This is a genomic window from Burkholderia sp. L27(2015), assembly GCF_009765705.1.
GTDB lineage: Bacteria > Pseudomonadota > Gammaproteobacteria > Burkholderiales > Burkholderiaceae > LMUX01.
In genome coordinates, this window is sequence record NZ_LMUX01000016.1 from 1,170,924 (window position 1) to 1,194,728 (window position 23,805).

Sequence of the window (23,805 nt, forward strand, 5' to 3'; positions counted from 1 at the left end):
GTTGCCAGCGCAGTTGCCAAAATCACTCGCCCGAGTCACTCTCCATAAGGCGTGGGCAAACCATTCTTGATCACGTAGACCGAAGTCGGTGCACCTTTGAGGTCGCCATGCGCGTCAAATGAATAGGTTCCCGCGATGCCCTTGTAGCTGGTTTTGGCGAGTTGCGCAATGAGCTTGGCGCTATCGGTGGTGGTGCCGGCTTTGACCATGGCGTCCGCCAACAACATCATGCCGTCGTAGTAGTTCACGCCATACACTTGCGGGTCGGTGTGATAAGTCGCTTTATAGCGCTGCAGGAACTCGCGTCCGGCCGCAGTCTTTTCCAGCGCCACGCCACCTTGTGCGCAGTACACGATCGATGCAGCGTCGCCCGCCACATGCCCCATGTCGGCCGAACAGATGCCGTCGCCACCGAGCAGTTTCGCTCTCACGCCGCGCTCTTTCATCTGCTTGGCCATCGGTGCGCCCTGTGCGGCATAGCCACCGAAGAAGATCACGTCGGGATTTTTCGATTTGATCGTGGTCAAGATGGCCAGGAAATCGGTAGCGGTCGAATTCGTGAACTCGCTCTCGACGACCTTCAGGCCACGCTCTTTGGCCACGCGCGCGAACTCCGCCGCAACGCCTTGTCCATAAGCGGTGCGGTCATCGATGATCGCGGCCGTCTTGGCGTGCAGCGTACCCACGGCAAATTCGGCCATCGTGCCGCCGAGCTGCACATCGCTCGCGCCGATACGGAAGATATTGTTGAAGCCTTGTTGCGTCAGCGTCGGGTTGGACGCCACCGGCAGCATCGGGATGCCCGCCGCGTTGTAGACGCGCGATGCCGGAATGGCCACGCCGGAGTTATAGGGCCCAAGCACGGCGACCGTCTTGGCATCGGCCAGCTTTTGCGCGACTTGCACACCGACCTTCGGGTCGGCCTGGTCGTCTTCCGAATCCAGTTTGAAGGTCACTTTCTTGCCGGCGACCACAACGCCCTTTTTGTTCAGGTCTTCGATGGCGAGCCGGGCGCCATTTTCATTGTCTTTACCGTTTGCCGATTGCGGTCCGGTCAGGGGAGCCGAGTGGCCGATAGAAACTACTTCTTGCGCGTTTGCAGTGGCAAACGCCGAAGCCGCCAAGGCGACTACAAAACCAGTGACTACCTTGCTCATCATGGAACTCCTGGGTGGGTGAACTATAGTGGTGCCAAATGTAGACCAATATCGTTTTCGTGTGCAACAATTATTTAAAATATTGCGGCAATTGGTTTAATGGAAAACCAGTACATGCAAAAGCCAAGCAAAAGGGCAAGCCATGGGATCCAGTTTTGTCGAGCTCGATAACTCGTTTCGGCCGCAGCAAATCTATGAGCAGGTTTCCGAAAGAATCCGTGCCGAGATCCAGAGCGGCCGATTCGCGGCCGAGTCGCGCCTGCCGTCCGAGCGCGATCTGGCGGGGTTGTTCGGGGTAGGCCGGCCGGCGGTTCGAGAAGCCATAGGGGCGTTGCAAAACGAGGGGCTGGTCGTCACAAAGCGCAACTCGGGCACGTTCGTGTGCGCCAATGCGCTCGATCTGCTCTCGCACGCACGTTCGACGCCATCGAGCACGCCGCGGGTGGCGGACTTCAGTCCCATGTCGACCCTGGAGGTGCGCTTGGTGCTGGAGCCGGCGATCGTGCGCCGCGCGGCAGTCAGGGCGCAGCGCGATCGTCTTGCGGAGCAATACCTCACGCAGATGGAAAGCGTGCACGACATCGACGATTTGGCGCAGCGGGACTTATGGAACACCAGCGACCGGCTGTTCCATCGTCAACTGGCCGTGATGACCGGCGACGGGTTGATGGTCAAGATTGCCGACGAGGTGGCGAAGACCATGGACCAACCGCTGTGGCGGCGGCTCAAGGATGAGGCGATCTATGAAGCGGGGCGCATCAGGTTGTATGTGGCGGAGCATCGCTTGATCTATGAGGCGGTCGTCAACGGCGACGCCGATGCGGCAGCGTTCTATGTGGAGCAGCACATCAAGCGCGTGTCGAGAGATCTCACCTAGGGCTCGCGGGCGATTGTACGTGCACTTGCGCGTGCAAGTGCCAGGAAGGTAGAGAGTACCGGGGATGGGTTACGTTCGGAATAGACCACTGCGATACCCATAGCCAGAGTCCTGGATTCGGCCTTCAGCGCGCGAAAGGCAACGCCGCTGCGCTTGACCGCCGTCAAGGAGGCAGGGATCAGTGCGACGCCTTGTCCTTGCGAAACCAATCCCAGCAATATGTGATGGTCTGCCGGTTCAGGCACGACGTTCGGCTGAAATCCTATCTGCTCGAAAAACGCTAGACAATAGTCGTAAAAACCAGGATTGAGCCGTCGTTCGAACCAGAAGAACGGTTCGTCCTTTAGATCGTCGAAACCGATGCGCCGTTTTCTGGCCAGGCGATGACCTGCGGGTAGTGCGACGACGAAAGGCTCCTCGCGCAAGGTCTCGGTAGCCAGACCTTTGACTTCCGTGTGCAGACCGACAAAAGCCGCGTCCATCGCGCCATTTTTAATCTCTCGAACCAGGTTGATCGAATGCTTGCCTTTGACGGCAATTCGCCAGCTTGGGAAGCGACGACGCAGCTCATCGAAAATATCGGGAAAAGCGCTTCGGTCGAATACCGTCGTATAGCCCACGACGAATTGGCCGCCGTCGGAATCCCTGCAAGCCCTGGCCACGGCGACCGCCTTCTGCGCTTGTGCAAGCGTACGCCTGACCTCCGGCAAAAACGCCGTGCCAGCCGCGCTCAGCATCACCCCCGCTTTGCTACGCAGAAACAGCTCGACGCCGAGGATGTCTTCCAACTGACGAATTTGCCGACTCAAAGGGGGCTGCGAAATGTGTAGGCGTGCCGCCGCTCGCCCAAAGCTGAGCTCCTCGCTGACGGCAAGGAAGTAACGAAGCTGCCTGAGATCGATGGACGTGGTCATACCGAAAAGGTATCACATATAAGGTATTGGAAATCGTTTCAGACGGCGCGGAAGATGCGAGAACGCTAATTCAAGCGCAACGCAGAATGGAGTCTGAAATGAACAACGAACGCTTTCGACGAGGTTTGGAAAAATTGCGGGAGATCGATGGAGAGGGGGGCGAAAAGGTCGTAGAGAGCCTGCGCGATATCGCTCCCGATTTTGCGCAGTACCTGATTGAATTTCCTTTCGGCGATATTTACTCGCGGCCTGGCCTCGATTTGAAGACCCGGGAATTTTCCGTGATAGCGGCACTCACCGCCCTAGGCAACGCGACGCCGCAACTGAAGGTGCATATACAGGGCGCGTTGAATGTCGGATGCTCTCGGCAGGAGATTGTCGAATTGCTTATGCAAATGGCAGTTTACGCAGGCTTTCCCGCAGCGTTGAATGGTTTGTTCGCCGCGAAGGAGGTATTCGCAGTATGCGACGCGCAATAGTCTAGACAGCGCTTCTGAAGAACGACTGGTCTATGCCAGCCATTCCTCGCACGTTCATACAAATTTGAACAACGCCGCCGCCGTATCGACCAGCACGGCCCGGCGTTCTTGAGGATCCGGCAACAACGCGCGCAGCAGTGTCACTGCCCGTGCGTAGTCCTGGGCTTGCTCGAATTGCGTATGTGGCCAGTCGCTGCCCCACACCAGCCGGTCGGTCCCAAACGCCGCCTTCAGCAGCGGGACCGCTGCGATCGCCGTGACTTCGCCGTGGGCGCCGTGGCCGATCCGATAGGCGCCGGAGAGCTTGACCCACACATGGCGCGTGACGCCCAGCGTCAGAAGATAGTGGAAGCCCGGGTCCGCGATGCCCAGCGCCGGATCGGGCCGACCAAAGTGATCGATCACGACGTTGATGCCCTTATCGAGCAACGGCGGCACCACGTCTTCGAGTCGTCGCGCCTCGACATGCACTTCGACGTGCCAATCGAGCCTAGCGATTGCTGCAAGCGTTTGCTGCCAGTCGGCACGCGTGAAGTCGGGATTCGGCAGATCGAACAGGTTCAGGCGGATGCCCACCACGCCCACATGCTGCAATGCGTCGAGTTTTGCGCAGTCGGCTGCGGGGTCGATCACCGCGACGCCGCGCAGCCGCTGCGGTTCCCGCGCGAGCGCCGCCAGCAAATAGCTGCAGTCGGTACCGAGGAAGCTCGGTTGCACGAGCACGCCATGCGATATTGCGTGCGCGTCCAGTTGTGCGAGATAGTGCGGCAGCGTTGCGTCGTATTGCGGGGCGTAGCGACGTTGGGCGGCCAGGGGCAGGCCTTGTGCAAACACGTGCGCGTGCGTGTCTATGGCGGCGATCGCCGTTGCAATCGGAGTCTCCACTTTAGCCACGTGCTCCGCTGGTCGTGAGAGTGGTGTCGCGCTGGGGCAGTGTCTCGCTCAAAGAGCGGCCGCGCGTTTCAGGCAACATCAGCACCGCGACCACAACGATCGAGTAGGCGATGGCCGCGTCGATACCGATTGCCGCGCCTAGCGACATATTGGTGGACATGTGTCCGACCAGCACCGGAAAGCCTGCCGACACCACGCGCCCAAAGTTATAGCAAAAGCCCACGCCTGTGCCGCGCATGCCGCGCGGATAAAGCTCGTTGAACAACGCGCCCATGCTGGCTGGAATGCCCGCCGCGAAAAAGCCCAACGGAAAGCCCAGCACCAGCATCTCGGTGTTGCTCAGCGGCAGGAATACATACATCAACACCATCACGACACAACTGATCGCGAACAGCAATATGGTGCCGCGTCGGCCGATGCGGTCGAGCAGATACGCGGCGGCGATGCAGCCGCAAAAAAACGCGGCGATGATCACGGCCAAGTAGCCGCCGGTACCGAGCACCGAGAGGTGGCGCTCCGTCTTCAAATAGGTGGGTAACCACGTGGTCAGCGCGTAGTAACCGCCGTGCGCGCCGACGCCGAGCAAGGCGCCGGTGAGCGTCATGCGCAGCACTTGCGGGGAGAAGATACCGAGCACCGGCACTTTCGCCAACGCATCGGCCGCGGTGCCCGTTTCAGCCACTGTCTTGCTTGCCACGACAACCGGCGCGGCGGGTTCCTGCACACCACGGCGCACATAGAGGATCAGCAAAGCCGGCAGGATGCCGATGCCGAACATCACGCGCCACGCGGTTGTCACCGGCATCACCGAGAACATCAGCGAATACAGCAACACGGCGGCGGCCCAGCCGACGGCCCAGGCGCTTTGCACGGTGCCCATTGCCTTGCCGCGATGCTCAGGTCGTATCGTCTCGGCCATCAGCACGGCACCGGCTGCCCACTCGCCGCCGAAGCCCAGACCTTGCAAGCTCTTCAAGATCAGGAACTCGGGGTAATTTTGTGCGAACGCGCATAAGAACGTGAACACGGCGAAGAACGCCACCGTCAACTGCAGCGTCTTGACGCGTCCGATCCGGTCAGCGAGCACGCCGGCCACCCAGCCGCCGATAGCCGAAGCCACAAGCGTCGCGCCACCGACCAAACCCGCTTGGGTCCGGGTGATGGCCCACTCGGCGATGATGGCCGGAATCACCAGACTGAACATCTGTACGTCGAGCGCATCGAGTGCCCAACCGCCGAAGCATGCCCAGAACGTGCGTCGCTCGTTGGGAGAAATATCCTTGAACCAGCTCATTGCTTGTCTCCTGATCTGACCCGGGCCGCGTGAACCTTGGGTAGTGCCTGATGGAACGTGCGGCCGGGCGATGTTTTTAGTGGTGTTGAGTGGTGCCCGTCGTTGAGCACATGTCGGTCTAGCGAATTTCAGCCTGGTAGATGAATTCGCTGGCGGGGCCGCGCGAGCGCCGCCATTCCAATGGACGCCTGTCGTAGCCGAACGCGAGGCGCTCGATGATGACGACCGGCGTGGCCGGTGCAATGCGCAACATGCGCGCGTGCATCGGGCTGACCGTTTCGACCGTCAGCGTTTCGGTGGCCGATGCCACGACTTCATTGCACTGCGCTTCATACACGGGGTACAACAGATCGCCGATGTCTTCGATCTCCATTTGAGCGAAGGCCGCAAAGCGATCGGCGGGCAGCCAGATTTCCTCGGCGAGTACGGGGTTGTCTTCGATCATCCGCAGGCGCGACATCCGGATCACCGACGCGTTCGGCGCGATCTGCAGGATGGTCGACACCGCCGATGGCGCCTCGATTACGTCACGCTTGAGGATGCGGCTTTGCGGAATGCGTCGCTCGCCGGTCAGGCTCTGGAAGCGGAAAAACCGGAATAATGAGCCATCGAAGCTGGCTCGGCGCACGAAGGTGCCGCGCCCCTGAAAACGTTCCAGCATGCCTTCGGCTACCAGCAGATCGACCGCTTTGCGCACGGTGCCCACGGCGACGCTATAGCTGCGTGCCAATTCCTGTTCGGTAGGAATCGCTTCGCCGGGCCGCCAATGGCGCGTCGCGATTAGCGCGAGGAGTTCGTCGCGCAACTGATGGTATCGAGGGAGTCGGCTATCGAGGGGCATGAAAGGGCTCAGCGAGGTGAATTCATACACATGTTTGCATGTATGTATGTTTTGCGCCTCCCGCGTTTACCCTTAATTCTGTGGCCGGCGACTCCGAGCACGGCCAGATCCGGCCCTGCGTCCTATAGCGGAATGGGGGTCAACAAGGGCTGACCCGAGAAATGCGCGTGCAGGTTGTCCAGCACCAAACGCACCATCGCGTCGACCGCTTCGGGGGAACGTCCCGCCACATGCGGGGTCAGGATCACGTTGTCCAATTGCAGGAGGGCGGCCGGCACATTCGGTTCGCCTTCGACCACGTCGAGCGCCGCTCCCGCGATGCGATGGTGCGCGAGTGCTTCGATGAGCGCACCAGTGTCCACCACGCTGCCGCGAGCGATGTTGATCAGAAAGCCTTGCTCGCCGAGCGCATGGAGCACTGCGGCACCGACCATGTGGCGGGTGGCCGCGCCGCCGGGTACCGCGACCACCAGGAAATCGCACCATGCGGCCAGTGCTACCGGGTCGTCGAAATAGCGATAGTGCTCGATGTCATGAGGATGCCTGCTGACATAGCCGATCTGCATGTCGAAGCCGCCGACAGCGCGGCGGGCGATGCCCTGGCCAATGCGGCCCATGCCGAGAATGCCCAGTTTTTTCCCCGACACGGACGGGCGCTCCTCGCGTGACCAGTCGCCGCGGCGAACAGCGGCGTCGGATTGCGGTACATGTCTTGCCGCCGCAAGCAGCAGCGCCAGCGCATGATCGGCCACAGACGAGTCGTTGGTGCCGGGCCCGTGGGTTGCAGCAATGCCACGCGCGCGTGTCGCATCGAGATCGACCTGATCGTAGCCGACACCTTGAGCGCAGACGATCTCCAGATTGGGCAGTGCTGCGATCATGTCGGCACGCAAGCCAGTCGAACCGTTGGTGAAGACGGCCTGGATTTCAGGCGCTTGCGTGGCGAGGATCGCTTCGCGTTGCTGTGCGGTGATCGCCAGACGCAGCGCGAAACCTGCCGCCTCTATCATTGCCAGATGCTCTGGGGTTTGCTCCACAAGCACGAGAAGACCATGTTTCATCAGATTGCCCTAAAGAGAACACGCACAGACGCGCACCGAACCGCGCGTGGATAGCTTGCGTGATCGAATGTTTGCCGGATTTACCCCTAGATTTACCCTTATTTAAGCACGCTAAATAGCGGCGACGCAGCCATCCGGGCGATAATTACCCGCCCGGCGCGTCCTTTTCTACCCACACCGATCACGGAGTTGCCGCATGCAACCGACATCGAGCACCAAGCGTAGCGCCATCGCTGCCGTTCTGGGTAATTCCATGGAATGGTATGACTTCATGATTTTTGCTTTCATGACGCCGGTGATCAGTAAATTATTCTTCCCTGTCGATCCGGCGTTGCCGGGCAGCGAATTGAACGCGATCCTGTTGACGACGGCGCTGTTCGGCACCGGGTTTTTCATGCGCCCGGTCGGCGGCGTGGTGCTTGGCTTGTACGGGGATCGCAAGGGCCGCAAGGCGGCCATGACGCTGGGTATGTCCATCATGGGCCTCTCGGCGTTGCTACTCACGTTTGCGCCGACCTATCAGACCGCGGGTATTTTCGCGCCGCTTACGGTGTTGGTTGCGCGGCTGCTGCAGGGGTTTTCGGTAGGCGGCGAGTTCGGCACCTCCACGTCTTTCCTGATCGAGCTCGCTCCTCCTGGCAAAAGCGGCTTCTTCGGCTCATGGCAAATCACGGGCCAACTCGGCGCGCAGATCCTTGGCGCAAGCCTGGGCTTGCTGCTCACCGACCTATTCACGCCCGAGCAACTGGCGGCCGGCGCATGGCGTATTCCGTTTGCGGTCGGTTTGGTGATCGTGCCGATCACCTTGTATATGCGTAGCAACCTGATGGAGTCGGACGCGTTCGTGAGCGTGCGCACCAAGCTCGGTTCGCGCGTGCGGCAGATGGGTGCGGAGTTGCGGCAGCCTGGTTTCAAATACCTGATCGGCATGGGGATGGTGGTGGCAAGCGCCGTATCGTTCTACGTGACGTTCGGCTACACCGTGACTTACGCTAAACAAGTGCTCAAGCTGCCTTTGCACGACAGTTTCATGGTGCAGATGATCGCGGCTATCGCGATGCTGATCGTGGTGCCGCTCGCCGGCATCGCCTCCGATCACTACGATCGCAAGAAACTGCTGCTGGTTTCGCTGGGCGGATATCTGGTGGTTCTGTACCCGTTGTACACGTGGGTGACCGGCGCGCCATCGATCGAGAAGCTGCTGGTCACGCAACTGGTGGCGGGTGTGCTCAGCGCATTTTTCCTCGGTGTGTATTGCACGGTGCTGGCGGAGATGTTCCCGGTACGCGTGCGCTCCACCGCGCTGGGGATCGTGAACAACGTCGCCGTGCTGGTGTTCGGCGGCTTCGCGCAGTTCTTCGTGACGTGGCTGATCAAGCTGACGGGTTCGCCGCTGGCGCCGGTGTACTACGTCATGATAGGGCTGAGCCTGGGATTCATCGCCGTGATCTGCATGCCGCGCGAGAGCGCTTATGCGCGCGTGGGCGACGCACTGGACACCGCGAAACCTTGAACCTATACCGTTGCCCGCATGCCGCGTCGGGCATTCAGAACAAACCGTAAGAGAGGCTTACTTTGACGATCTCCCAGACCGTATTCGACGTAATCGATCGCGTGGCGATACCCACCGATCCTGTTGCCGCACAAACGATACGCCAGCACCGCGTGAAGATTTCGGGTTTTATCCAGACCGCGTACGACGCGATTTTTGTCGACTCGTCCACCGTCATGGACATCGCGCTGCGGCTGACGAGTGCGACGCAAGTGGCCACGCTCACAGGCGAGCCGGATCTGGCGACGTTCTACGACGACGAACTCAGGCGTTATACCTGTGGGCGTGTCGGGGCGGCGAGCGATGCGCAGCGCGCAGCGGTGGCGGCTCACGTGAAGCGCGTGACGCTTGCGCCTGAAACCTGCGATCGCGCGGCGCTCGATGCGTTGCGCAGTGCCGGGGTGAGCACGGAAGACATCGTCACCTTGTCGCAATTGATCGGCTATGTGGCGTTCCAGGCGCGCGTGATCGCCGGTGTGCGGGCCATTGCCGGTGTAGAGAAATCGCCCGTGGCCCTCGATACGCCGGTAGCGCTGGTTCGACACGATGGCTTTACCACCGATTCGCTCGACTGGGCCTCGTGGTTGATGCCGGTCGATGTGGCCAGCGCTACACCAGAGCAACTTGAGATACTCGACGAAAGCGGTCCGATCGCGCGCAAGTCGGCCTATTACTTGACGCTGATACACGATGCCGATGTCTTGCGCCAACGCAGCGCCGCTTATAACGCCATCATGTATGCGCCTGGAGGCCTGGACCGTGCGGACCGCGAGCTGGGAGCGCTGGTGGTCTCGACGTTGAACGGTTGCTCTTATTGCGCATCGGTGCATGCGCAACGACTCATCCAGTTGAGCAAGCGGGCGGAGCTGGTGCGCGCGGTGTTTACCGACCCGATGTCGGCTGGCGAGTCGGACCCCGATCGAGCACTGATCCTGTATGCGCAGCGCCTCACGCTATACGCGAACGAATTCTCGACGGCCGACGTGGAGCGTTTGAGGGCGGTTGGTTTGAGCGATGGAGAGATACTCGACTTCACGCATGCGGTCGCGATTTTCGGCTGGGCGAATCGGTTGATGCAGACCTTGGGGGAGCCAGTTCATCGGCAGGCGAAATCTGGACAAGAGAGCGCCTCGCGTGGGGATGGGGCAGACCGTGCTTGAGTTGGATAAGCGGGAACTCGACGTCGGTAAGCTCGACGCACCCGGATTCGATCCGCTTGAAATCGGAAAAGCCGGCCTCTCGTCGCTCGCCGATCTCGACGCGCGGCTAGCGCAGGATCTCGAATGGTTGTGTCTGCCGGCGGCGCCGTGGTCGGCGCGCAGAGAGGTGGAGGGCCGGCCGGTGACCGACGTGTTGATCGTTGGTGGTGGCATGTGCGGACTTGCCGCTGCTGGCGCGCTGAAACTGCTGGGCGTGGACAACATGCGCATTGTCGACCAGGCGCCGGCAGGCTTGGAAGGGCCCTGGATCACGTTTGCTCGTATGGAAACGCTGCGCTCGCCGAAGGAACTGACAGGCCCGTGCCTGGGTTTGCCGGCGCTGACGTTTCGAGCATGGTATGAGGCCCAGTTTGGTCTTGCAGCGTGGCGCGCCGTGGACAAAATTCCACGTCCTCAGTGGATGGAATATCTGGTCTGGTACCGCCGTGCGCTGGGCCTGTCGATTGAGAACGACGTCGTCGTCAAGCGCATTGATCCGGCTGGCGAAATGCTGGACGTGCTGCTTGCCACCACTGCGGGCGAAGAGCGCGTGTTGGTGCGGCATGTGGTGTTGGCGACGGGCCGCGATGGCGGCGGCCAACAGTATGTGCCGGAGTTCGCCAAAAAGCTGAACCGTCGCTATTGGGCGCATTCGGCCGATACGATAGATTTCGCCGCTTTGTGCGGCAAGCGTGTGGCCGTGGTCGGCGCAGGCGCTTCGGCGATGGACAATGCGGCCGCGGCGCTTGAAGCGGGTGCTGCACGGCTCGATCTGTTCATTCGTCGGCACGATATTCCGCGTATCAACAAGCTGACGGGGATTGGGAGTCCAGGTCTGTCGTATGGCTTCACCGAATTGCCCGACACTTGGAAATGGCGCTTCAATACGTATTCGATGACATCGCAAACGCCACCGCCGCGTAACAGCACGTTGCGTGTGTCGCGCCATGCGCAGGCGCATTTTCATCTGAGTAGCCCGTTGGTGAAGGTGGTCGAAGGCGATGGCGAGTTGATGGTGGAAACGCCACATAGCAGTTACAAGCTGGACTTTCTGATCTTCGCGACGGGCTTTCGTACGGACCTGAGCGTGCGGCCGGAACTGGCGTCGGTGGTCGACAGCGTGCGACTGTGGAAGGATACGTTCGAGGCGCCCGCGTCGGAGCCGAACGAGGAATTGGCGAATTCACCTTATCTCGGAGCGGCTTTCGAGTTCACCGAGAAGACGCCGGGGGCGTGCCCGGCGCTGAGTCGTATTCATTCGTTCAATTTTTCGGCGATGGCGAGCCTTGGAAAGCTTTCGGGTGATATTCCCGCTGTGAGTATCGGGGCCGAACGTTTGGCGCAGGGGATCATTGCGCGCATGTTTGGCGACGATTGCGACGCGCACTATGTGGCGTTGCAGGCGTTCTCGAAACCCGAGTTGTTTGGGGACGAATGGACTGCGGAGGCTTAAGCGCTCGCGGCGCGGTAAAAGAGCGTGGGGACTATGTGAGTGGGAAGCAGACCTTGTTGTATGTAATCAAGATGAAGGCGGCGTCGTGACGAAATACGATCTCGTTCACCGGTGCCTCGCCCCGTTCAATTTTTCATCGGCTAGGCCGTGTGCAATGTAGGCGTCGTTGGGGAGCGGTTTGCCGTGCACGGTGCCGTCCCCAACTTGGACTTTTATGCGGTCACCGTCCAGGAAGTAAACCCAAAATCCGTACGTATCCCTGCCATGTGGAGGTACCTTCGCGACAGCGGTAAACCATTGATCGCTGGCCGGGTCTTCCTGGCCGCGGGGATCGGTGCGCCGCTGCCAGGAAACGGTCACCGTGGTGCCCGCGGTCCATGTCTGTGGGATCATCAGGCAGCACTGTTCGACGTCACCGCCGGCGGGTTTGCTGCCGCCTTTGGACGGATGGATGCTCGGACCGCCACCGCTGCGCCCGTGTGTATCGGTCACTGAAAATCCGACGATGTAGTACGCACTGTAGTTCAACCCCAGAACGCTCGCCGGTACCAGCCCGTCATAGTCCTGCTCGCTATGGGAGGCGGATTTCCGAGCTCGGCGCCTGGAGGCGATGGAACCCATTGGGTGTTCGTTATCGAGACCGGCGTCCTGGGCGAGCGGCGTTGAAGCTTGCTCATGACAGCCTGAAATACCGAAGATAAGGCAGAGATAACAAGGGATCGCGGCGAGCAAGTTGGTACGGTAGGTCACGAAGGTCGTCCTGAGTAGTCCGACGTAACCGTACCGTGCTTGGCTCACTGCATCTATAGGACGATTCTTGTTTTTAGGTTAGACAGCGAAGATTCAGCAATCCGGAATCAATAGGTGACGTTAAAATTTCGCTTTGGATTGGGAGCCGGTCTTTTCCGCCGAGATTTCACGCTCGGCTGGGGCAACTGGGGCAGCCGGAGTGGCATAGCCCGCGCCGAAAAGCGCTGCAATACCTTGCGCAGAGCCGAACATCCCAGCGCCATCGTGACCCACTCCAGCGATTTCGAATGCGCGGTGCTGCACGTCGGCGTGCCGTGAGCGCATGTAACGCATGTAAGCGAGGCCGCGCCCTAGCCGATGCTCGCCCTGGGCCCGTGCCGCGCATGAGGTATCCAGTGCGGGATGTGAAGGATCGCAGTCCTCACTACCAAGCAACGTGATTACCTCGCGCCGCATGTAAGCCGACTCAAGCGCGGCCGCCGAGTGCTCGCCGTTTCCTGCGCGTACATAGGCCGGCAGGTCGTCCAATCCATATTTCCAGCGATTGAACTGCGGACAACTCGTCTCATCGAGCGCCGCAAAATCACCCGATGCGTCCGGTCGCTTTTCGTCGAAATACACGTACGACGACGGATTCGCCACCACGTAACGCACCGCGATACCGCGCTCGACCAGCGGTGCTTCACCGCGAGTCACCACCGCGTAGCGCTGCGCGACTTGCGCGCCACCCGAGTGTCCGGCGATCACCACGCTGGATAAAGCGGGAAAGCGCTCTCGCGAAGCCAGCGTCTGTAAGATGGCGTCGAGCGCGTCGAACGAACTGATCGGCGCAGGTCCTACGGCGTTATCGCCGCCCATCCAGCCGACCCAATCCCAATGCAGCGTGGGCGGCGGCAAGCGGTGTGCCTCTACATCGGCGCTCGCGAGAAATTGCGGCACGATCAAGACGGTATCGAGTGCGTCGCGGCCCGCCGCGGCGCGCGCCCGATGCCCGAGGTTGAAGTACGCGTCGGCGTTGCGCAGGCGGCCGTGGAGCAGCACGACTGCCCGTGTTACGTGGGACTGCGGCGCATCCCAGGCGCCTGTTGCGTAGAGCGGCAACAAGCCACTACCGGCTTGGGTTGTCACTGTCATGTATTGCGGCGCGATGGCCGAGACGGGGCGTTCGTTAGGGGCGCGTTCGTCGTCCTGGTCGAAAAGCTGGGGCATGCAAAGTACTCTTGGTGATCAATTAAGCGAATGCTGCGCCGAAGGCGCATCCTGGGCCAGACGTCCTGATTTTGTGAAGAACACCATGGTCAGCGAAACCAGGCCGGCAAAAATCAAATAAAACGCCGGCGTCAGGCTGCTGCCGGTCAGTTGCGTCAACCAGGTAATGGTCAACGGCGCGAGGCCCCCGAACAGCGTGACGGCGATGTTGTACGAAAGCGCCACGCCCGTCGAGCGGCTGCGTACCGGGAACAAGGTGGCCAGCATGCCGGGATGCGCGCCCGACATGGCGGCGAGGAACAGCGTGGCCACCATCTGCGCGATGAATAGGTGCGTGACTGTCGGCTGCGACACGACGAACCAGAACAGTGGGTAAGCGCAGACAATCCAGGCAATCACGATCGGATAGAACAGTCGATACGCCCCATAACGGTCAGCCGCCTTGCCTGCAATCGGGAACAGGAATAGGTTCAGCGCGCCCGATGCGAAGGTGCCGATCAGTGCACTCGATAGCGGCAAATGCAGTTGCCGCTCGACGAACAAGGGCAGGTACGAATGCCAGACATAGTTGGTCGCAGCGCCGACGATGATGACGCCCATCGCACAGATCGATGCGTCGCCATTGTCACGAAAGAATTGCCGTACCGAAACCTGCGGGGCCTTACCGGTCTGGCTGCGCAAGCGCTCGAACTCGGGCGACTCCGCAACCCGGTGGCGTATGTAGAAGCCCAGCGGCCCCGCCAGCGCGCCGAGCAGGAACGGCAATCGCCAGCCCCAGCTGACGAGTTGATCGTGGGTAAGGCGAGTGGTCAGCACATAGCCGACTATCGAGGAGAGCAGCAAGGCGAACGCTTGCGACGACATGTTGAAGCTGCCGTAGAACATCTTCTTGCCTGGCGGTGCGTATTCGACCAGCATTGCCGATGCCGTGGCGAATTGACCGCCGACGGAAAGTCCCTGCAGCAGCCTGGCCAGCACCACTAGCAGTGGCGCCGCGATACCGATGCGTGCGTAACCCGGCGCGAGCCCCATCAACAACGTGCTGGCCGCCATCGCGATGATCAGCAAGGACAGCGCGCGTTGTCGCCCGAGGCGGTCGGCGTAGATGCCGAACAACACACCGCCCAGTGGGCGCACGAAAAAGCCCAGCGCAAAGGTGGCGAGCGTGAGTGTGATCGATACGAAGTTGTTGTCGGCAGGGAAGAACACCTGGGCGATGATCTTCGAGAAATAGCCGTAGATCAAAAAATCGAACCATTCGAGCCCGCTGCCGAGCACCGAGGCGAGGATCGCGCGGCGCACCATCTGCGGGCTTAGCCGAGTAATGCCGGTTTGGGCTTCGGCGTTAGCCATGTCGGTGCGGTTCATACGGTGTAGCCGCCGGCGACTGAGGACGCTGCCAGCGTGTTAGCCCTTGCGCAAAATGTGATCACCTCGGTCTCCTTCATCTAATTATTTTGTGATGAGCAGAATCGTAGGTCCAACTCTGCTAAATGTAAAATACTTGATTAAGAGCTCGTCCATATTATAAAAATATGGGTCACGGGGGATCACGCCTCTCCCACACAGTGGCCCATCCTCGCCATGGCCTGTTGTTATCGCCGACCATGCTTTTTTGGCATGACTTGCTATCGTGAAAAAGCTTTGGTCAATATTTCGCCGTGAGTGCAAAGTGGGGCACAGGAGACAAAACGGTGAATGGGGAGTCACGCCTCATATCGGCGCGGCGGATAAAAAAACAAAAAAAGGAGACATCCATGGCACAACTAAAAAAACTCCATATTCAGGTTTTGATCGCGCTGATCGCCGCGGTGGCGCTGGGCCTTACTGCGCCGTCGACGGCGCTCGCGATGAAACCGCTCGGCGATGGCTTTATCGCTTTGCTGCGCATGTTGCTCGCCCCGATCGTGTTTTTTACGGTCGTGCATGGGCTCTCGCACGCGCAGGACCTGAAGCGGCTGGGGCGCCTTGGTGTCCGCACGCTGCTCTATTTTGAAGTGGTCAGCACAATTGGGCTCGGCTTCGGACTGGTGCTGGTGAACGTGTTCAAACCCGGCGTCGGACTCCATGCGGTCAATCTGGAGAGCACCGCGAAAATCGCACAAGTCGCGGCCACGGCCGCGCATCTCACCGTGATCGATTTCCTGCTCGGCATCATCCCGCATACGATCGTCGGCGCGTTCGCGACAGGCGATATCCTTCAGGTATTGCTGATCGCGATCCTGACCGGTATCGCGCTCAATCTCGCCGTCGGGCGTGACTCGGTGCTCCTGCGCGGTATCGACGAAGGTCAACGGGTCGTGTTCAGGATCCTCGGCTTTGTCATGAAGCTTGCACCGATCGGCGCGTTCGGCGCCATGGCCGCAGCGGTGGGCAACTATGGCGGCGTGACCCTGCTGTACCTGATGAAATTGGTCGTGCTGTATTGGGTGGGTTCGATCCTATTCGTGGTAGTAGTGCTGGGCGGCATTCTCATGTTCTGCGGCATTTCTCCGCTGGCCGTGTTGCGCTTGATTCGCGAAGAGCTATTGCTGGTGTTCGGAACCGCGTCGGGCGAAGTGGCTTTTCCGCGGCTGGTGCAAAAGCTGCAGGAAGCCGGATGCGACGAGATGGTTGTCGGTTTCGTGCTGCCCGCCGGCTATAGCTTCAATCTCGACGGCACCAGCATCTACATGGCGATGTCGGTCGGCTTTATCGCGCAGGCTACCGATACGCCATTCTCGCTGTGGCAGCAACTCGGCCTGCTCGGCGTGCTGAGCCTCACGTCCAAAGGTGGCACGACCGTGGCCGGGGGCGCTTTCATCAAACTGGCCGCAACCATGGAGTCGGTGCGCGCGTTGCCGCTGGGCGGCTTGGGCTTGCTGTTCGGCATCGATCGGCTGATGGCGACCGCGACCGCGTTGACCAACATGGTAGGCAACACGGTGGCTGTGTTCGCGATGTCGAAATGGGAAGGCACACTCGATACCGCGAAACTGGGCGCGTATCTGGATTCAAAGCGCGATTCAAAGCGGGACTCGAAAGAGCATTCAGCGCGCGACGCTCAGCCTACACGTTAGCCGTCTCGAAGATGATTCTGAGCCACTGCGTAAAAACGCGCACACGCGCCGAAAGCTGTCGATTTTGCAAATAGAGTACGGATACCGGCAGCGGCGGGGGCGGCATATCCGGCAATATCATTTTCAACCGTCCGCTCGCGAGCTCGTCGACCACTCGATAGCGCGGCACTTGAACGATGCCCAAGCCCGCGATGGCCGCTGCGGTATAGAGATCCGCGCCGGTTACTGACACGATTGCGTCGGGTTGCACATGGGTCGCCGTGGCGGAGCCCGGCACCATGAATTCGAGCGGCACCGCCTTGCCCGTCGCGCTCGACAGATAGTTGACCGCTCGATGTGTCGACAAGCCGTCGATACTCAGCGGCTCGCCATATTTCGCCAAATAGTCCGGACTGGCGCAGCTCACCTGCGGGAGCTGCGCGACACGCCGTCCCACCATCGATGAGTCCTGCAGCGTACCGGCTCGTAACACGCAATCGACCCCTTCGCGCACCAGATCGACCAATCGATCATCTTCGCCGATTTGCAGTTCGAGTCCCGGATACTGGGAGAGAAAACCCGGTAACGCCGGCATCACGAAGTGCCGTGCCAGCGTGCCTTGCAAATTGACTCGCAACAAACCCTTGGGCGCTACGTCGCGAAACGAATTTTCGGCTTCTTCGATATCCGCCAGCAGGCGCACGCAACGGCGGTAATGGGCATCGCCGTCATGCGTCGGCCGGACCTGGCGCGTGGTGCGCTCGAGCAGACGTGTGCCCAACCGTTGCTCCATGCGTTTCATGGCATTGGTCACCGTCGCGCGTGGGATCTGCAAGTCTTCCGCGGCTTGCGTAAAACTGCGCCGCTCCAAGATGCGGACAAAAATTTGCATTTCCTGAATGCGATCCATGATCTGGCGCCCGAGGCTGATTGTTAATGTATATGGAACTAACATAACAATTTTAAGATAATTATCTACTTTTTGGAATGATTCATCATGGACCTCTCATCATTTAGCCCGTTAGCCACTCCACTGTGAGGAAGAAATCATGACCACGATCAACACCAAGCAAGTCGCGATAATCACCGGCGCTTCGCGCGGCATCGGCGCAGCGGTCGCGCGGCGCCTCGCCCATGACGGCTTCGCCGTCGTCATCAACTACGCGACGAGTTCGACTGAAGCCGATAAGCTCGCCGCCGAATTGAAGGCCGGGGGCCACACTGCCATCGCGGTGAAGGCCGACATTGCGAAGGCTGACGAGGTGCGCGCGATGTTCGACGCGACCGAGCAACAACTCGGCAAAGTGGATGTCCTGGTCAACAACGCCGGCGTGCTTAAAACCGTGCCGCTCGCGCAAACCAGCGATGCGCTTTACGACCAGACCTTCGATGTCAACGTTCGTGGCACGTTCAACACATTGCGCGAAGCGGCAACACGCTTGAACGAAGGCGGGCGCATCGTGAATTTTTCCAGCACCACGCTGGGTTTGAATATGCCGGGTTATGCAGTCTATAACGCTACCAAGGCAGCGGTCGAAGCGTTCACTCATGTGTTCGCGAAGGAGCTGCGCGGGCGCAACATCACCGTGAACGCCGTTGCCCCGGGCCCGATCGCCACCTCGCTGTTCCTCGATGGAAAGACTGAAGAGCAGATCCAGACCTTTGCAAAAATGCCGCCGTTGCAACGGCTCGGCCAACCCGACGATATCGCATCGGTCGTGTCGCTGCTCGTGAGCGCCGATGCCGGCTGGATCAACGGCCAGATCTTGCGTGCGAATGGTGGCATAGCCTAAGTCCTCTTTCTGACCTGGAGACAGAGCCGGTGAGGTGGGCGGTCAAAGAGAGTGGTGAAGGGGAGTGGCCGAAGAGAGCGATCGAAGGGCGCAGTCAAAGGGGGGCAAAGGAAGCGGTTAAGGGCGAGGGCTGTGGCACAATTCGCCAGACTTCCTCCCTGACAGAGCCTCGATCCCAGCCCATGCAACAGTCGAACGACGGTTCCGCTTCGCACCTACGCGTATTGCCGTATGTCGTCGCGGGCACCTTCTTTATGGAGTATCTCGACACCACGGTGATTGCAACGGCACTGCCGCAGATGGCGCACACGTTCGGGGTGGGTGCGAATGCGCTGAGCTTCGGCATGACCATCTATATGCTCGCGCTGGCCATCTTCATCCCGGTCAGCGGGTGGGCGGCGGATCGCTTCGGCTCGCGCACCGTATTTTTCAGCGCGATCATTGTGTTTACTTTGGCGTCGATGCTGTGCGGCTTGTCGAACACCGTGGGTGAATTCACCGCCGCGCGCCTGCTGCAAGGCGTGGGTGGCGCGATGATGGTGCCGGTGGGCCGGCTGATTGTGGTGGGCACGACGGAAAAGAGCCGCTTGATGCAGGCGATTTCGACCATCACCTGGCCGGGAATCGCCGCGCCTGTGGTGGGGCCGCCGATCGGCGGCTTCATCACGACCTATGCTTCGTGGCGCTGGATCTTCCTGCTCAACGTGCCGATGGGCATCGCGGCGTTGGTGGCGGTGGCGGCCTTTGCACCCAACCTTCGCGGCACCAAGCGCAAGCCGCTCGATGTGGTCGGCTTGGTGCTCAGCGGTGTGGCGTTGACGGCGATGCTGTACGGCGCCGAACTCGCGAGTCAACCCAACTCGGATCCCTGGATTGCGGTTGCGATCATGGGCGCCGGTTTTGTGTTCGGATGGCTCACACTACGTCACTCGAAATCGCACGCGCATCCGTTGATCGATTTCTCGACGCTGAAGATCCCGACATTTTCCGTAACGGTGGTGACGGGTTCGCTCACGCGTATCGGCATCGGCGCGGTGCCGTATCTGATGCCGCTGCTGTTCCAGATCGGCTTCGGCCTGTCTGCGTTCAAGTCGGGTTTGTTGCTGCTGGCCAGCGCGGTCGGCAACTTCGGCATGAAGGCGCTGACCACGCGCATTTTGCGGCGCTTCGGCTTCAAGCGGGTTTCCATTGTGGACGTGGCCGTCGCATTCGCGGCTATCGTCGCATGCGGGATGTTGACGCCGCAGTCGCCGCTCGCCTGGGTGTTGATCGTGGTGTTCGTCTATGGCCTCGCACGCTCGATGCAATTCAGCACGTTGGCCACGCTGGCCTATGCGGACGTCGAGCCCGCGCAGATGAACGGGGCGAGCACCTTATGGAGTTCGGCCGCGCAGATGACGATCGGGTTGGGCATTGCGTTCGGCGCCGTTTCGCTGCGAGCGGGCGCGTTCTTGAACGGGGGAACGAACCAGCACGATGGTTTGCATTTCACGCTGTCGGATTTCCGACTCGCATTTCTGTTCGCTGGTGTTCTGACGTTGATGTCGATGTTCGGCTATGTGCGCATGGCCGGCGATGCCGGGCAAAGCCTCGGAGGGCAGGCCAGCCGGCAAAGCAGAAATTGAGCGATACGGTGGCGTTACCGTATCGCTGTACCTCGATTGCCACACCCCAGGTTGTGGCCCTAGCTTACTTCGACAGATGTTCGAGCCGCACGCCGTTGCTCTTCGGACCCATCACACCGACCATGACGACGATAACGAGCATGGCAGAAGAAATCAGCACGAAGACAGCGGGCACACCCGAATGCTTCAGCAACGCGGCCACCCAGAAGCCGACAAAAATGGAACTGACGCGGCTCCAGCTAAACACAAAGCCGACCGCGCGGGCACGGATGCGAGTGGGATAAAGCTCGGCCTGGTACGTGTGGAAAATGCCGATCAGCCAGTTGTTGGCAATCGTGACCAGGCTACCGAACACGAGAATCAGTGCAGGTTCACGCACTTGCCCGAACATCAGACCGGCCGCGGCCACTACGATTGCGCAACCCACCAACTGCCATTTGCGCTCGAACCGCTCCGCGCAGATCATGGCGCCGACCGCACCCAACGGCGTGGCGAACGCGATCACCATGGTGTAAAGCAGTGAGTGTGTCAGCGTAATGCCCTTGGTGAACAGCAGAACCGGCACCCAGGCGCCAAAACCGTATACGCCGAACGTCTGGCAGAAATTGAAAACCGAGAGCATTACAGTACGGCTCAGATAGGGGGCCTTCCACATTTCCCACCACGACCCTTGAACGTGTTCGCGCGGGTCTGCCTGAGTGACTTCCGGCTCGGGCAGCGGGCGTCCCGTCTCAGCCATCACGCGCGCTTCGATCTCGGCAACGATGGCGCGTGCTTCCTCGACACGGCCTTTGCTTTCCAGCCATCGTGGCGATTCGGGCAAACCACGGCGCAAGAACCAAATCAGTATGGCGCCGGCCGAACCGATGATCATGACCCAGCGCCAACCGTCCAGGCCTAGGATCTGATGCGGCACGAGCAGATACGACAACACGGCGACCACAGGCACAGAGGTCAGGATCACCAACATGCTGAATGCCATGTAGCGCCCGCGTGAGCGGTTCGGTGTCAGCTCCGAGATATACGTATCGACGGTAATGAGCTGAACGCCAATACCCACGCCGGCGAAGAAACGCCAGAGATCCAGCGATTCCGGGGTCGTTTGGAACGCGGCTACGAAGGTCGCGACCGAGTAGATCAGCATCGCCGCTGTAAACACCGAGCGCCGACCGAAGCGATCGGTAAAGCCGCCGAGTGCCACGGTGCCGACGAACATGCCACCGAAAAATGAGCCCAGGAAACTCGCAAAGCCGTTCACGTCGAACAGGCCTGTGGTGGTTGCGCGGTATAGACCGCTACTGATCAGACCCAGCGCGACATAGGCCGCCATGAACATTTCGTAGAACTCGAACCACCCCCCGGTTGCGATGCGCGCGACCAATCCCTTGAAATAGCGCGTCGGCGGCAAGCGGTCCAGCCGCGCCGACACCGATGGCTCTACCGACTGCGCCATAGGCAATACTTTTTCCACGTACATCCCGTCTCCTCTGTTTGGTGAAACCCTGGCCGCGCATTCTATATGTCGACACTTGGTGTTATTTTATGGTGTATACGGTCGTTTTGAAAGTTAACGTAGGTATAAGTGTACACATTTTGGTGGCATGATTAGTCTGGCCCGCTTTGGTGGCCAGTGCGCGGCGCGAGGGGCGTCTTCGCATTGCGCGCCCTTTGATAAAATGCGTGCCCATACCCGTCACTGTCGGGTTCGTGTTCAAGGACAAATATGAGCGAGCAGTTCGATGAGCGCAGCCTCGGCGCTGTGGGTGACGCTGGCGGCGTTGGCAGCGTTGGCAGCGTTGGCAGCGTTGGAGAGGACAGCGATTTGTCGGCGGTCGAGGCAATCGTCGACTGGGTGGCGCGCGGCATTATCGAGGGCCGGCTCGAAGCCGGAGACGACCTGAATTCGGTCGATCTAGCCAAGCGCTTCAACGTGAGCCGTACGCCGGTGCGCGAGGCCTTGTTTGTGCTCAGCCATGAGGGTCTGGTGGACTGGTCGCCGCGCCGGCGCCCGCGTGTCTCGGCGATGGAGCTGAAGGAAGCGCAGGAGTTGTATCAACTGCGTGCAATCTTATATGCACAGGTGTCGATGGCGATCGTCGAGCGTGCGACTGCCGACGACATCGACGCCTTGTGGCGCGCGCACAAGCGCTTGGCCGATGCGGCAGCATGCAAGGACGTGGACGGTTACTTCTGGGCGAACGTCGCGTTTCGCGACGAAGAGCTGCGCGTAAGCCGCAACGGTATATACAAGGAAGTGCTGGATTCGATGCGGCTGCGTACCAATCGACTGCGCCACTTGAGCACTTCGCTGCCGGGGCGTCTTGCCAAGTCTTGCGCGGATCACGAACGCTTGTGCGAGGCTTACGCGGAAGGGGATGGCGTGCTGGCCGCAGCGTTGAATCGTTCCATCGTATTGAGCGCATTGCAGGCAATCGAACTGGCTTGGGGAAAGCCGACGCGCTGATACCCGGCGGGCATTTCTTACGATGTGACCATCGAGGCGTTTGGCTGTGTCAGGATGCTTGGGCTACCACGCTGACCCAAACTCCTCAAACAGGCATCTTCCTGAAGGCGATCGCAAAGCGATTCCAACTATTGATCGCCGCGACCAGCAAGGTCAAATTGACCAGCTCTTCGTCAGTGAAGTGCGGCCTGACCGCGTTCCATACCCTGTCCGGCACCTGGTCAACCGAAACCAGCGTGACGGACTCGGTCCAATCGAGCGCTGCGCGTTCACGGTCAGTGAAGAAGGGGGTTTCGCGCCATACCGATACGGTTGCGAGGCGCCGGTCCGTTTCGCCAGCCTTGCGCGCATCGGCGGTGTGCATGTCCACGCAATAGGCACAGCTGTTGATTTGCGAGGCACGCAGGCGTACCAACTCAGCGAGAGGCTTTTCTACCCCGGATTTGGCAATTTGATCTTCCAGCCCAAGCAGGGCTTTGATAGCGGACGGACTAGCCTTGTAAAAGTCGAGACGCGGTTCCATATCGAGCTCCTTCAAGTGCACTTCGGGCTAACAAAAAAGTAGATAGTCCGAAGCATAGTCCCCGTAGCGGATTTAAAACATAGACATTAACGCGCATCCGGCAACGGAATTCGGCTGGTCGCCTTGACTTCGCGCAAGGCCAAACTTGACTGAATCGAGAGTATACCCGGCAGCTTGCGCAAAACCTGCTCGACAAACTCGCCGTACGAGTCGAGGTCGATGGCCAGCACTTGCAACAGGTAGTCCGCGTCGCCGGTGATCTTATGGCATGAGAGCACTTCAGGCAAATCGCGCACCACCTGCTCGAAACGGTCCGGCGTGGCGTCCGTATGCGCGCCGAAGCGCACGTGCACGAAGGCGAGGACGTCGAAGCCCAGCATGCGCCGGTCCAGGTTGGCCTGATAGTCCTTGATGAGTCCTTGATCCTGCAAGCGCTTGCGCCTACGCCAGCACGGCGTAACGCTCAATGCCAGAGTCTCGGCGAGCGCGGCATTCGATAGGGCGCCATCTTCCTGGAGAAGGCGCAACATCTCTCGATCTGTTGCATCTATTCCAGAATTTAGTTTGTTCGTTCCCATATTTAGATATATTTAAACGATTTGTGCGCAATGATAGGAGCCAGCAAGCTGACAAAAAAGCAAAGCAATTTCGGGTGCGGTGAGTAGACTGGAGGCTGTTCTTG

At 60.1% G+C, this 23,805-nt stretch carries 22 protein-coding genes; 9 read left to right on the forward strand and 13 right to left on the reverse strand.

Annotation, left to right across the window (positions count from 1 at the left end):
* Positions 1–35: 35 nt before the first annotated feature.
* Positions 36–1,157, reverse strand: coding sequence for a branched-chain amino acid ABC transporter substrate-binding protein (locus GSQ77_RS13205; protein WP_158902729.1), 1,122 nt, complete (start codon positions 1,155–1,157; stop codon positions 36–38).
* Between the two features lie 142 nt (positions 1,158–1,299).
* Between GSQ77_RS13205 and GSQ77_RS13210 the strand changes: the two genes are divergently transcribed.
* A complete protein-coding gene (locus GSQ77_RS13210) occupies positions 1,300–2,034 on the forward strand; it encodes a FadR/GntR family transcriptional regulator (RefSeq protein ID WP_158902732.1) in 735 nt (244 codons plus the stop codon).
* Here GSQ77_RS13210 and GSQ77_RS13215 read toward each other — a convergent pair.
* Positions 2,031–2,948: a LysR family transcriptional regulator gene (locus GSQ77_RS13215; RefSeq protein ID WP_158902735.1), complete on the reverse strand. Its 918-nt coding sequence runs from the start codon at positions 2,946–2,948 to the stop codon at positions 2,031–2,033. The genes GSQ77_RS13210 and GSQ77_RS13215 overlap by 4 nt on opposite strands.
* Before the next feature lie 98 nt (positions 2,949–3,046).
* On the opposite strand from GSQ77_RS13215, the gene GSQ77_RS13220 reads away from it, so the two are divergent.
* Positions 3,047–3,427 carry a carboxymuconolactone decarboxylase family protein gene (locus GSQ77_RS13220; RefSeq protein WP_158902737.1) on the forward strand — a complete coding sequence of 127 codons (381 nt, stop codon included), beginning with the start codon at positions 3,047–3,049 and terminating at the stop codon, positions 3,425–3,427.
* 54 nt (positions 3,428–3,481) lie between these two features.
* On the opposite strand, the gene GSQ77_RS13225 is transcribed toward GSQ77_RS13220, so the two are convergent.
* From GSQ77_RS13225 to GSQ77_RS13240, 4 genes are all read right to left on the reverse strand, one after another.
* Entirely contained in the window at positions 3,482–4,312 is an 831-nt protein-coding gene (locus tag GSQ77_RS13225; protein ID WP_254067577.1) for an amidohydrolase, read from the reverse strand.
* Between the two features lies 1 nt (position 4,313).
* Positions 4,314–5,615: an MFS transporter gene (locus GSQ77_RS13230; protein ID WP_158902741.1), complete on the reverse strand. Its 1,302-nt coding sequence runs from the start codon at positions 5,613–5,615 to the stop codon at positions 4,314–4,316.
* Between the two features lie 118 nt (positions 5,616–5,733).
* Positions 5,734–6,456, reverse strand: coding sequence for a GntR family transcriptional regulator (locus GSQ77_RS13235; protein ID WP_158902743.1), 723 nt, complete (start codon positions 6,454–6,456; stop codon positions 5,734–5,736).
* A 122-nt stretch (positions 6,457–6,578) separates the two neighbouring features.
* Complete coding sequence (locus GSQ77_RS13240; RefSeq protein WP_158902745.1) at positions 6,579–7,517, reverse strand: 2-hydroxyacid dehydrogenase; 939 nt, start codon at positions 7,515–7,517, stop codon at positions 6,579–6,581.
* A gap of 196 nt (positions 7,518–7,713) precedes the next feature.
* On the opposite strand from GSQ77_RS13240, the gene GSQ77_RS13245 reads away from it, so the two are divergent.
* From GSQ77_RS13245 to GSQ77_RS13255, 3 genes are all read left to right on the forward strand, one after another.
* On the forward strand, positions 7,714–9,030 hold the full coding sequence (locus GSQ77_RS13245; protein ID WP_158902747.1) for an MFS transporter: 1,317 nt from the start codon (positions 7,714–7,716) through the stop codon (positions 9,028–9,030).
* Between the two features lie 62 nt (positions 9,031–9,092).
* Entirely contained in the window at positions 9,093–10,229 is a 1,137-nt protein-coding gene (locus tag GSQ77_RS13250) for a peroxidase-related enzyme (protein WP_158902749.1), read from the forward strand.
* Between the two features lie 61 nt (positions 10,230–10,290).
* Positions 10,291–11,721: an NAD(P)-binding domain-containing protein gene (locus GSQ77_RS13255; RefSeq protein ID WP_254067616.1), complete on the forward strand. Its 1,431-nt coding sequence runs from the start codon at positions 10,291–10,293 to the stop codon at positions 11,719–11,721.
* A gap of 105 nt (positions 11,722–11,826) precedes the next feature.
* On the opposite strand, the gene GSQ77_RS13260 is transcribed toward GSQ77_RS13255, so the two are convergent.
* The 3 genes from GSQ77_RS13260 to GSQ77_RS13270 all read right to left on the reverse strand — a co-directional run bounded on the left by GSQ77_RS13260 (position 11,827) and on the right by GSQ77_RS13270 (position 15,033).
* A complete protein-coding gene (locus tag GSQ77_RS13260) occupies positions 11,827–12,471 on the reverse strand; it encodes a DUF3304 domain-containing protein (protein ID WP_158902753.1) in 645 nt (214 codons plus the stop codon).
* Between the two features lie 120 nt (positions 12,472–12,591).
* Positions 12,592–13,680, reverse strand: a complete 1,089-nt coding sequence (locus GSQ77_RS13265; RefSeq protein WP_254067578.1) for an alpha/beta hydrolase — start codon at positions 13,678–13,680, stop codon at positions 12,592–12,594.
* Between the two features lie 18 nt (positions 13,681–13,698).
* Positions 13,699–15,033, reverse strand: coding sequence for an MFS transporter (locus GSQ77_RS13270; RefSeq protein WP_174246437.1), 1,335 nt, complete (start codon positions 15,031–15,033; stop codon positions 13,699–13,701).
* A gap of 404 nt (positions 15,034–15,437) precedes the next feature.
* On the opposite strand from GSQ77_RS13270, the gene GSQ77_RS13275 reads away from it, so the two are divergent.
* Positions 15,438–16,739, forward strand: a complete 1,302-nt coding sequence (locus tag GSQ77_RS13275) for a cation:dicarboxylase symporter family transporter (protein WP_158902757.1) — start codon at positions 15,438–15,440, stop codon at positions 16,737–16,739.
* Here the strand turns inward: GSQ77_RS13275 and GSQ77_RS13280 are convergent.
* Positions 16,729–17,628: a LysR family transcriptional regulator gene (locus GSQ77_RS13280; protein WP_158902759.1), complete on the reverse strand. Its 900-nt coding sequence runs from the start codon at positions 17,626–17,628 to the stop codon at positions 16,729–16,731. The two genes, GSQ77_RS13275 and GSQ77_RS13280, sit on opposite strands and share 11 nt — an antisense overlap.
* Before the next feature lie 139 nt (positions 17,629–17,767).
* On the opposite strand from GSQ77_RS13280, the gene GSQ77_RS13285 reads away from it, so the two are divergent.
* Both GSQ77_RS13285 and GSQ77_RS13290 read left to right on the forward strand, forming a co-directional pair.
* Positions 17,768–18,511, forward strand: coding sequence for an SDR family oxidoreductase (locus tag GSQ77_RS13285; RefSeq protein WP_158902761.1), 744 nt, complete (start codon positions 17,768–17,770; stop codon positions 18,509–18,511).
* Positions 18,512–18,693: 182 nt separating this feature from the next.
* Complete coding sequence (locus GSQ77_RS13290) at positions 18,694–20,136, forward strand: MFS transporter (RefSeq protein ID WP_158902763.1); 1,443 nt, start codon at positions 18,694–18,696, stop codon at positions 20,134–20,136.
* Between the two features lie 64 nt (positions 20,137–20,200).
* Here GSQ77_RS13290 and GSQ77_RS13295 read toward each other — a convergent pair whose 3' ends face one another.
* Entirely contained in the window at positions 20,201–21,613 is a 1,413-nt protein-coding gene (locus GSQ77_RS13295; RefSeq protein ID WP_158902765.1) for an MFS transporter, read from the reverse strand.
* Positions 21,614–21,859: 246 nt separating this feature from the next.
* Between GSQ77_RS13295 and GSQ77_RS13300 the strand changes: the two genes are divergently transcribed.
* Positions 21,860–22,600 (forward strand): GntR family transcriptional regulator, encoded by a 741-nt coding sequence (locus tag GSQ77_RS13300; RefSeq protein WP_158902767.1) that lies wholly within the window; start codon positions 21,860–21,862, stop codon positions 22,598–22,600.
* An 85-nt stretch (positions 22,601–22,685) separates the two neighbouring features.
* Here the strand turns inward: GSQ77_RS13300 and GSQ77_RS13305 are convergent, their stop codons facing one another.
* A complete protein-coding gene (locus GSQ77_RS13305) occupies positions 22,686–23,123 on the reverse strand; it encodes a carboxymuconolactone decarboxylase family protein (protein ID WP_158902769.1) in 438 nt (145 codons plus the stop codon).
* A gap of 86 nt (positions 23,124–23,209) precedes the next feature.
* On the reverse strand, positions 23,210–23,701 hold the full coding sequence (locus GSQ77_RS13310) for an Lrp/AsnC family transcriptional regulator (protein ID WP_158902771.1): 492 nt from the start codon (positions 23,699–23,701) through the stop codon (positions 23,210–23,212).
* Positions 23,702–23,805: the final 104 nt, after the last annotated feature.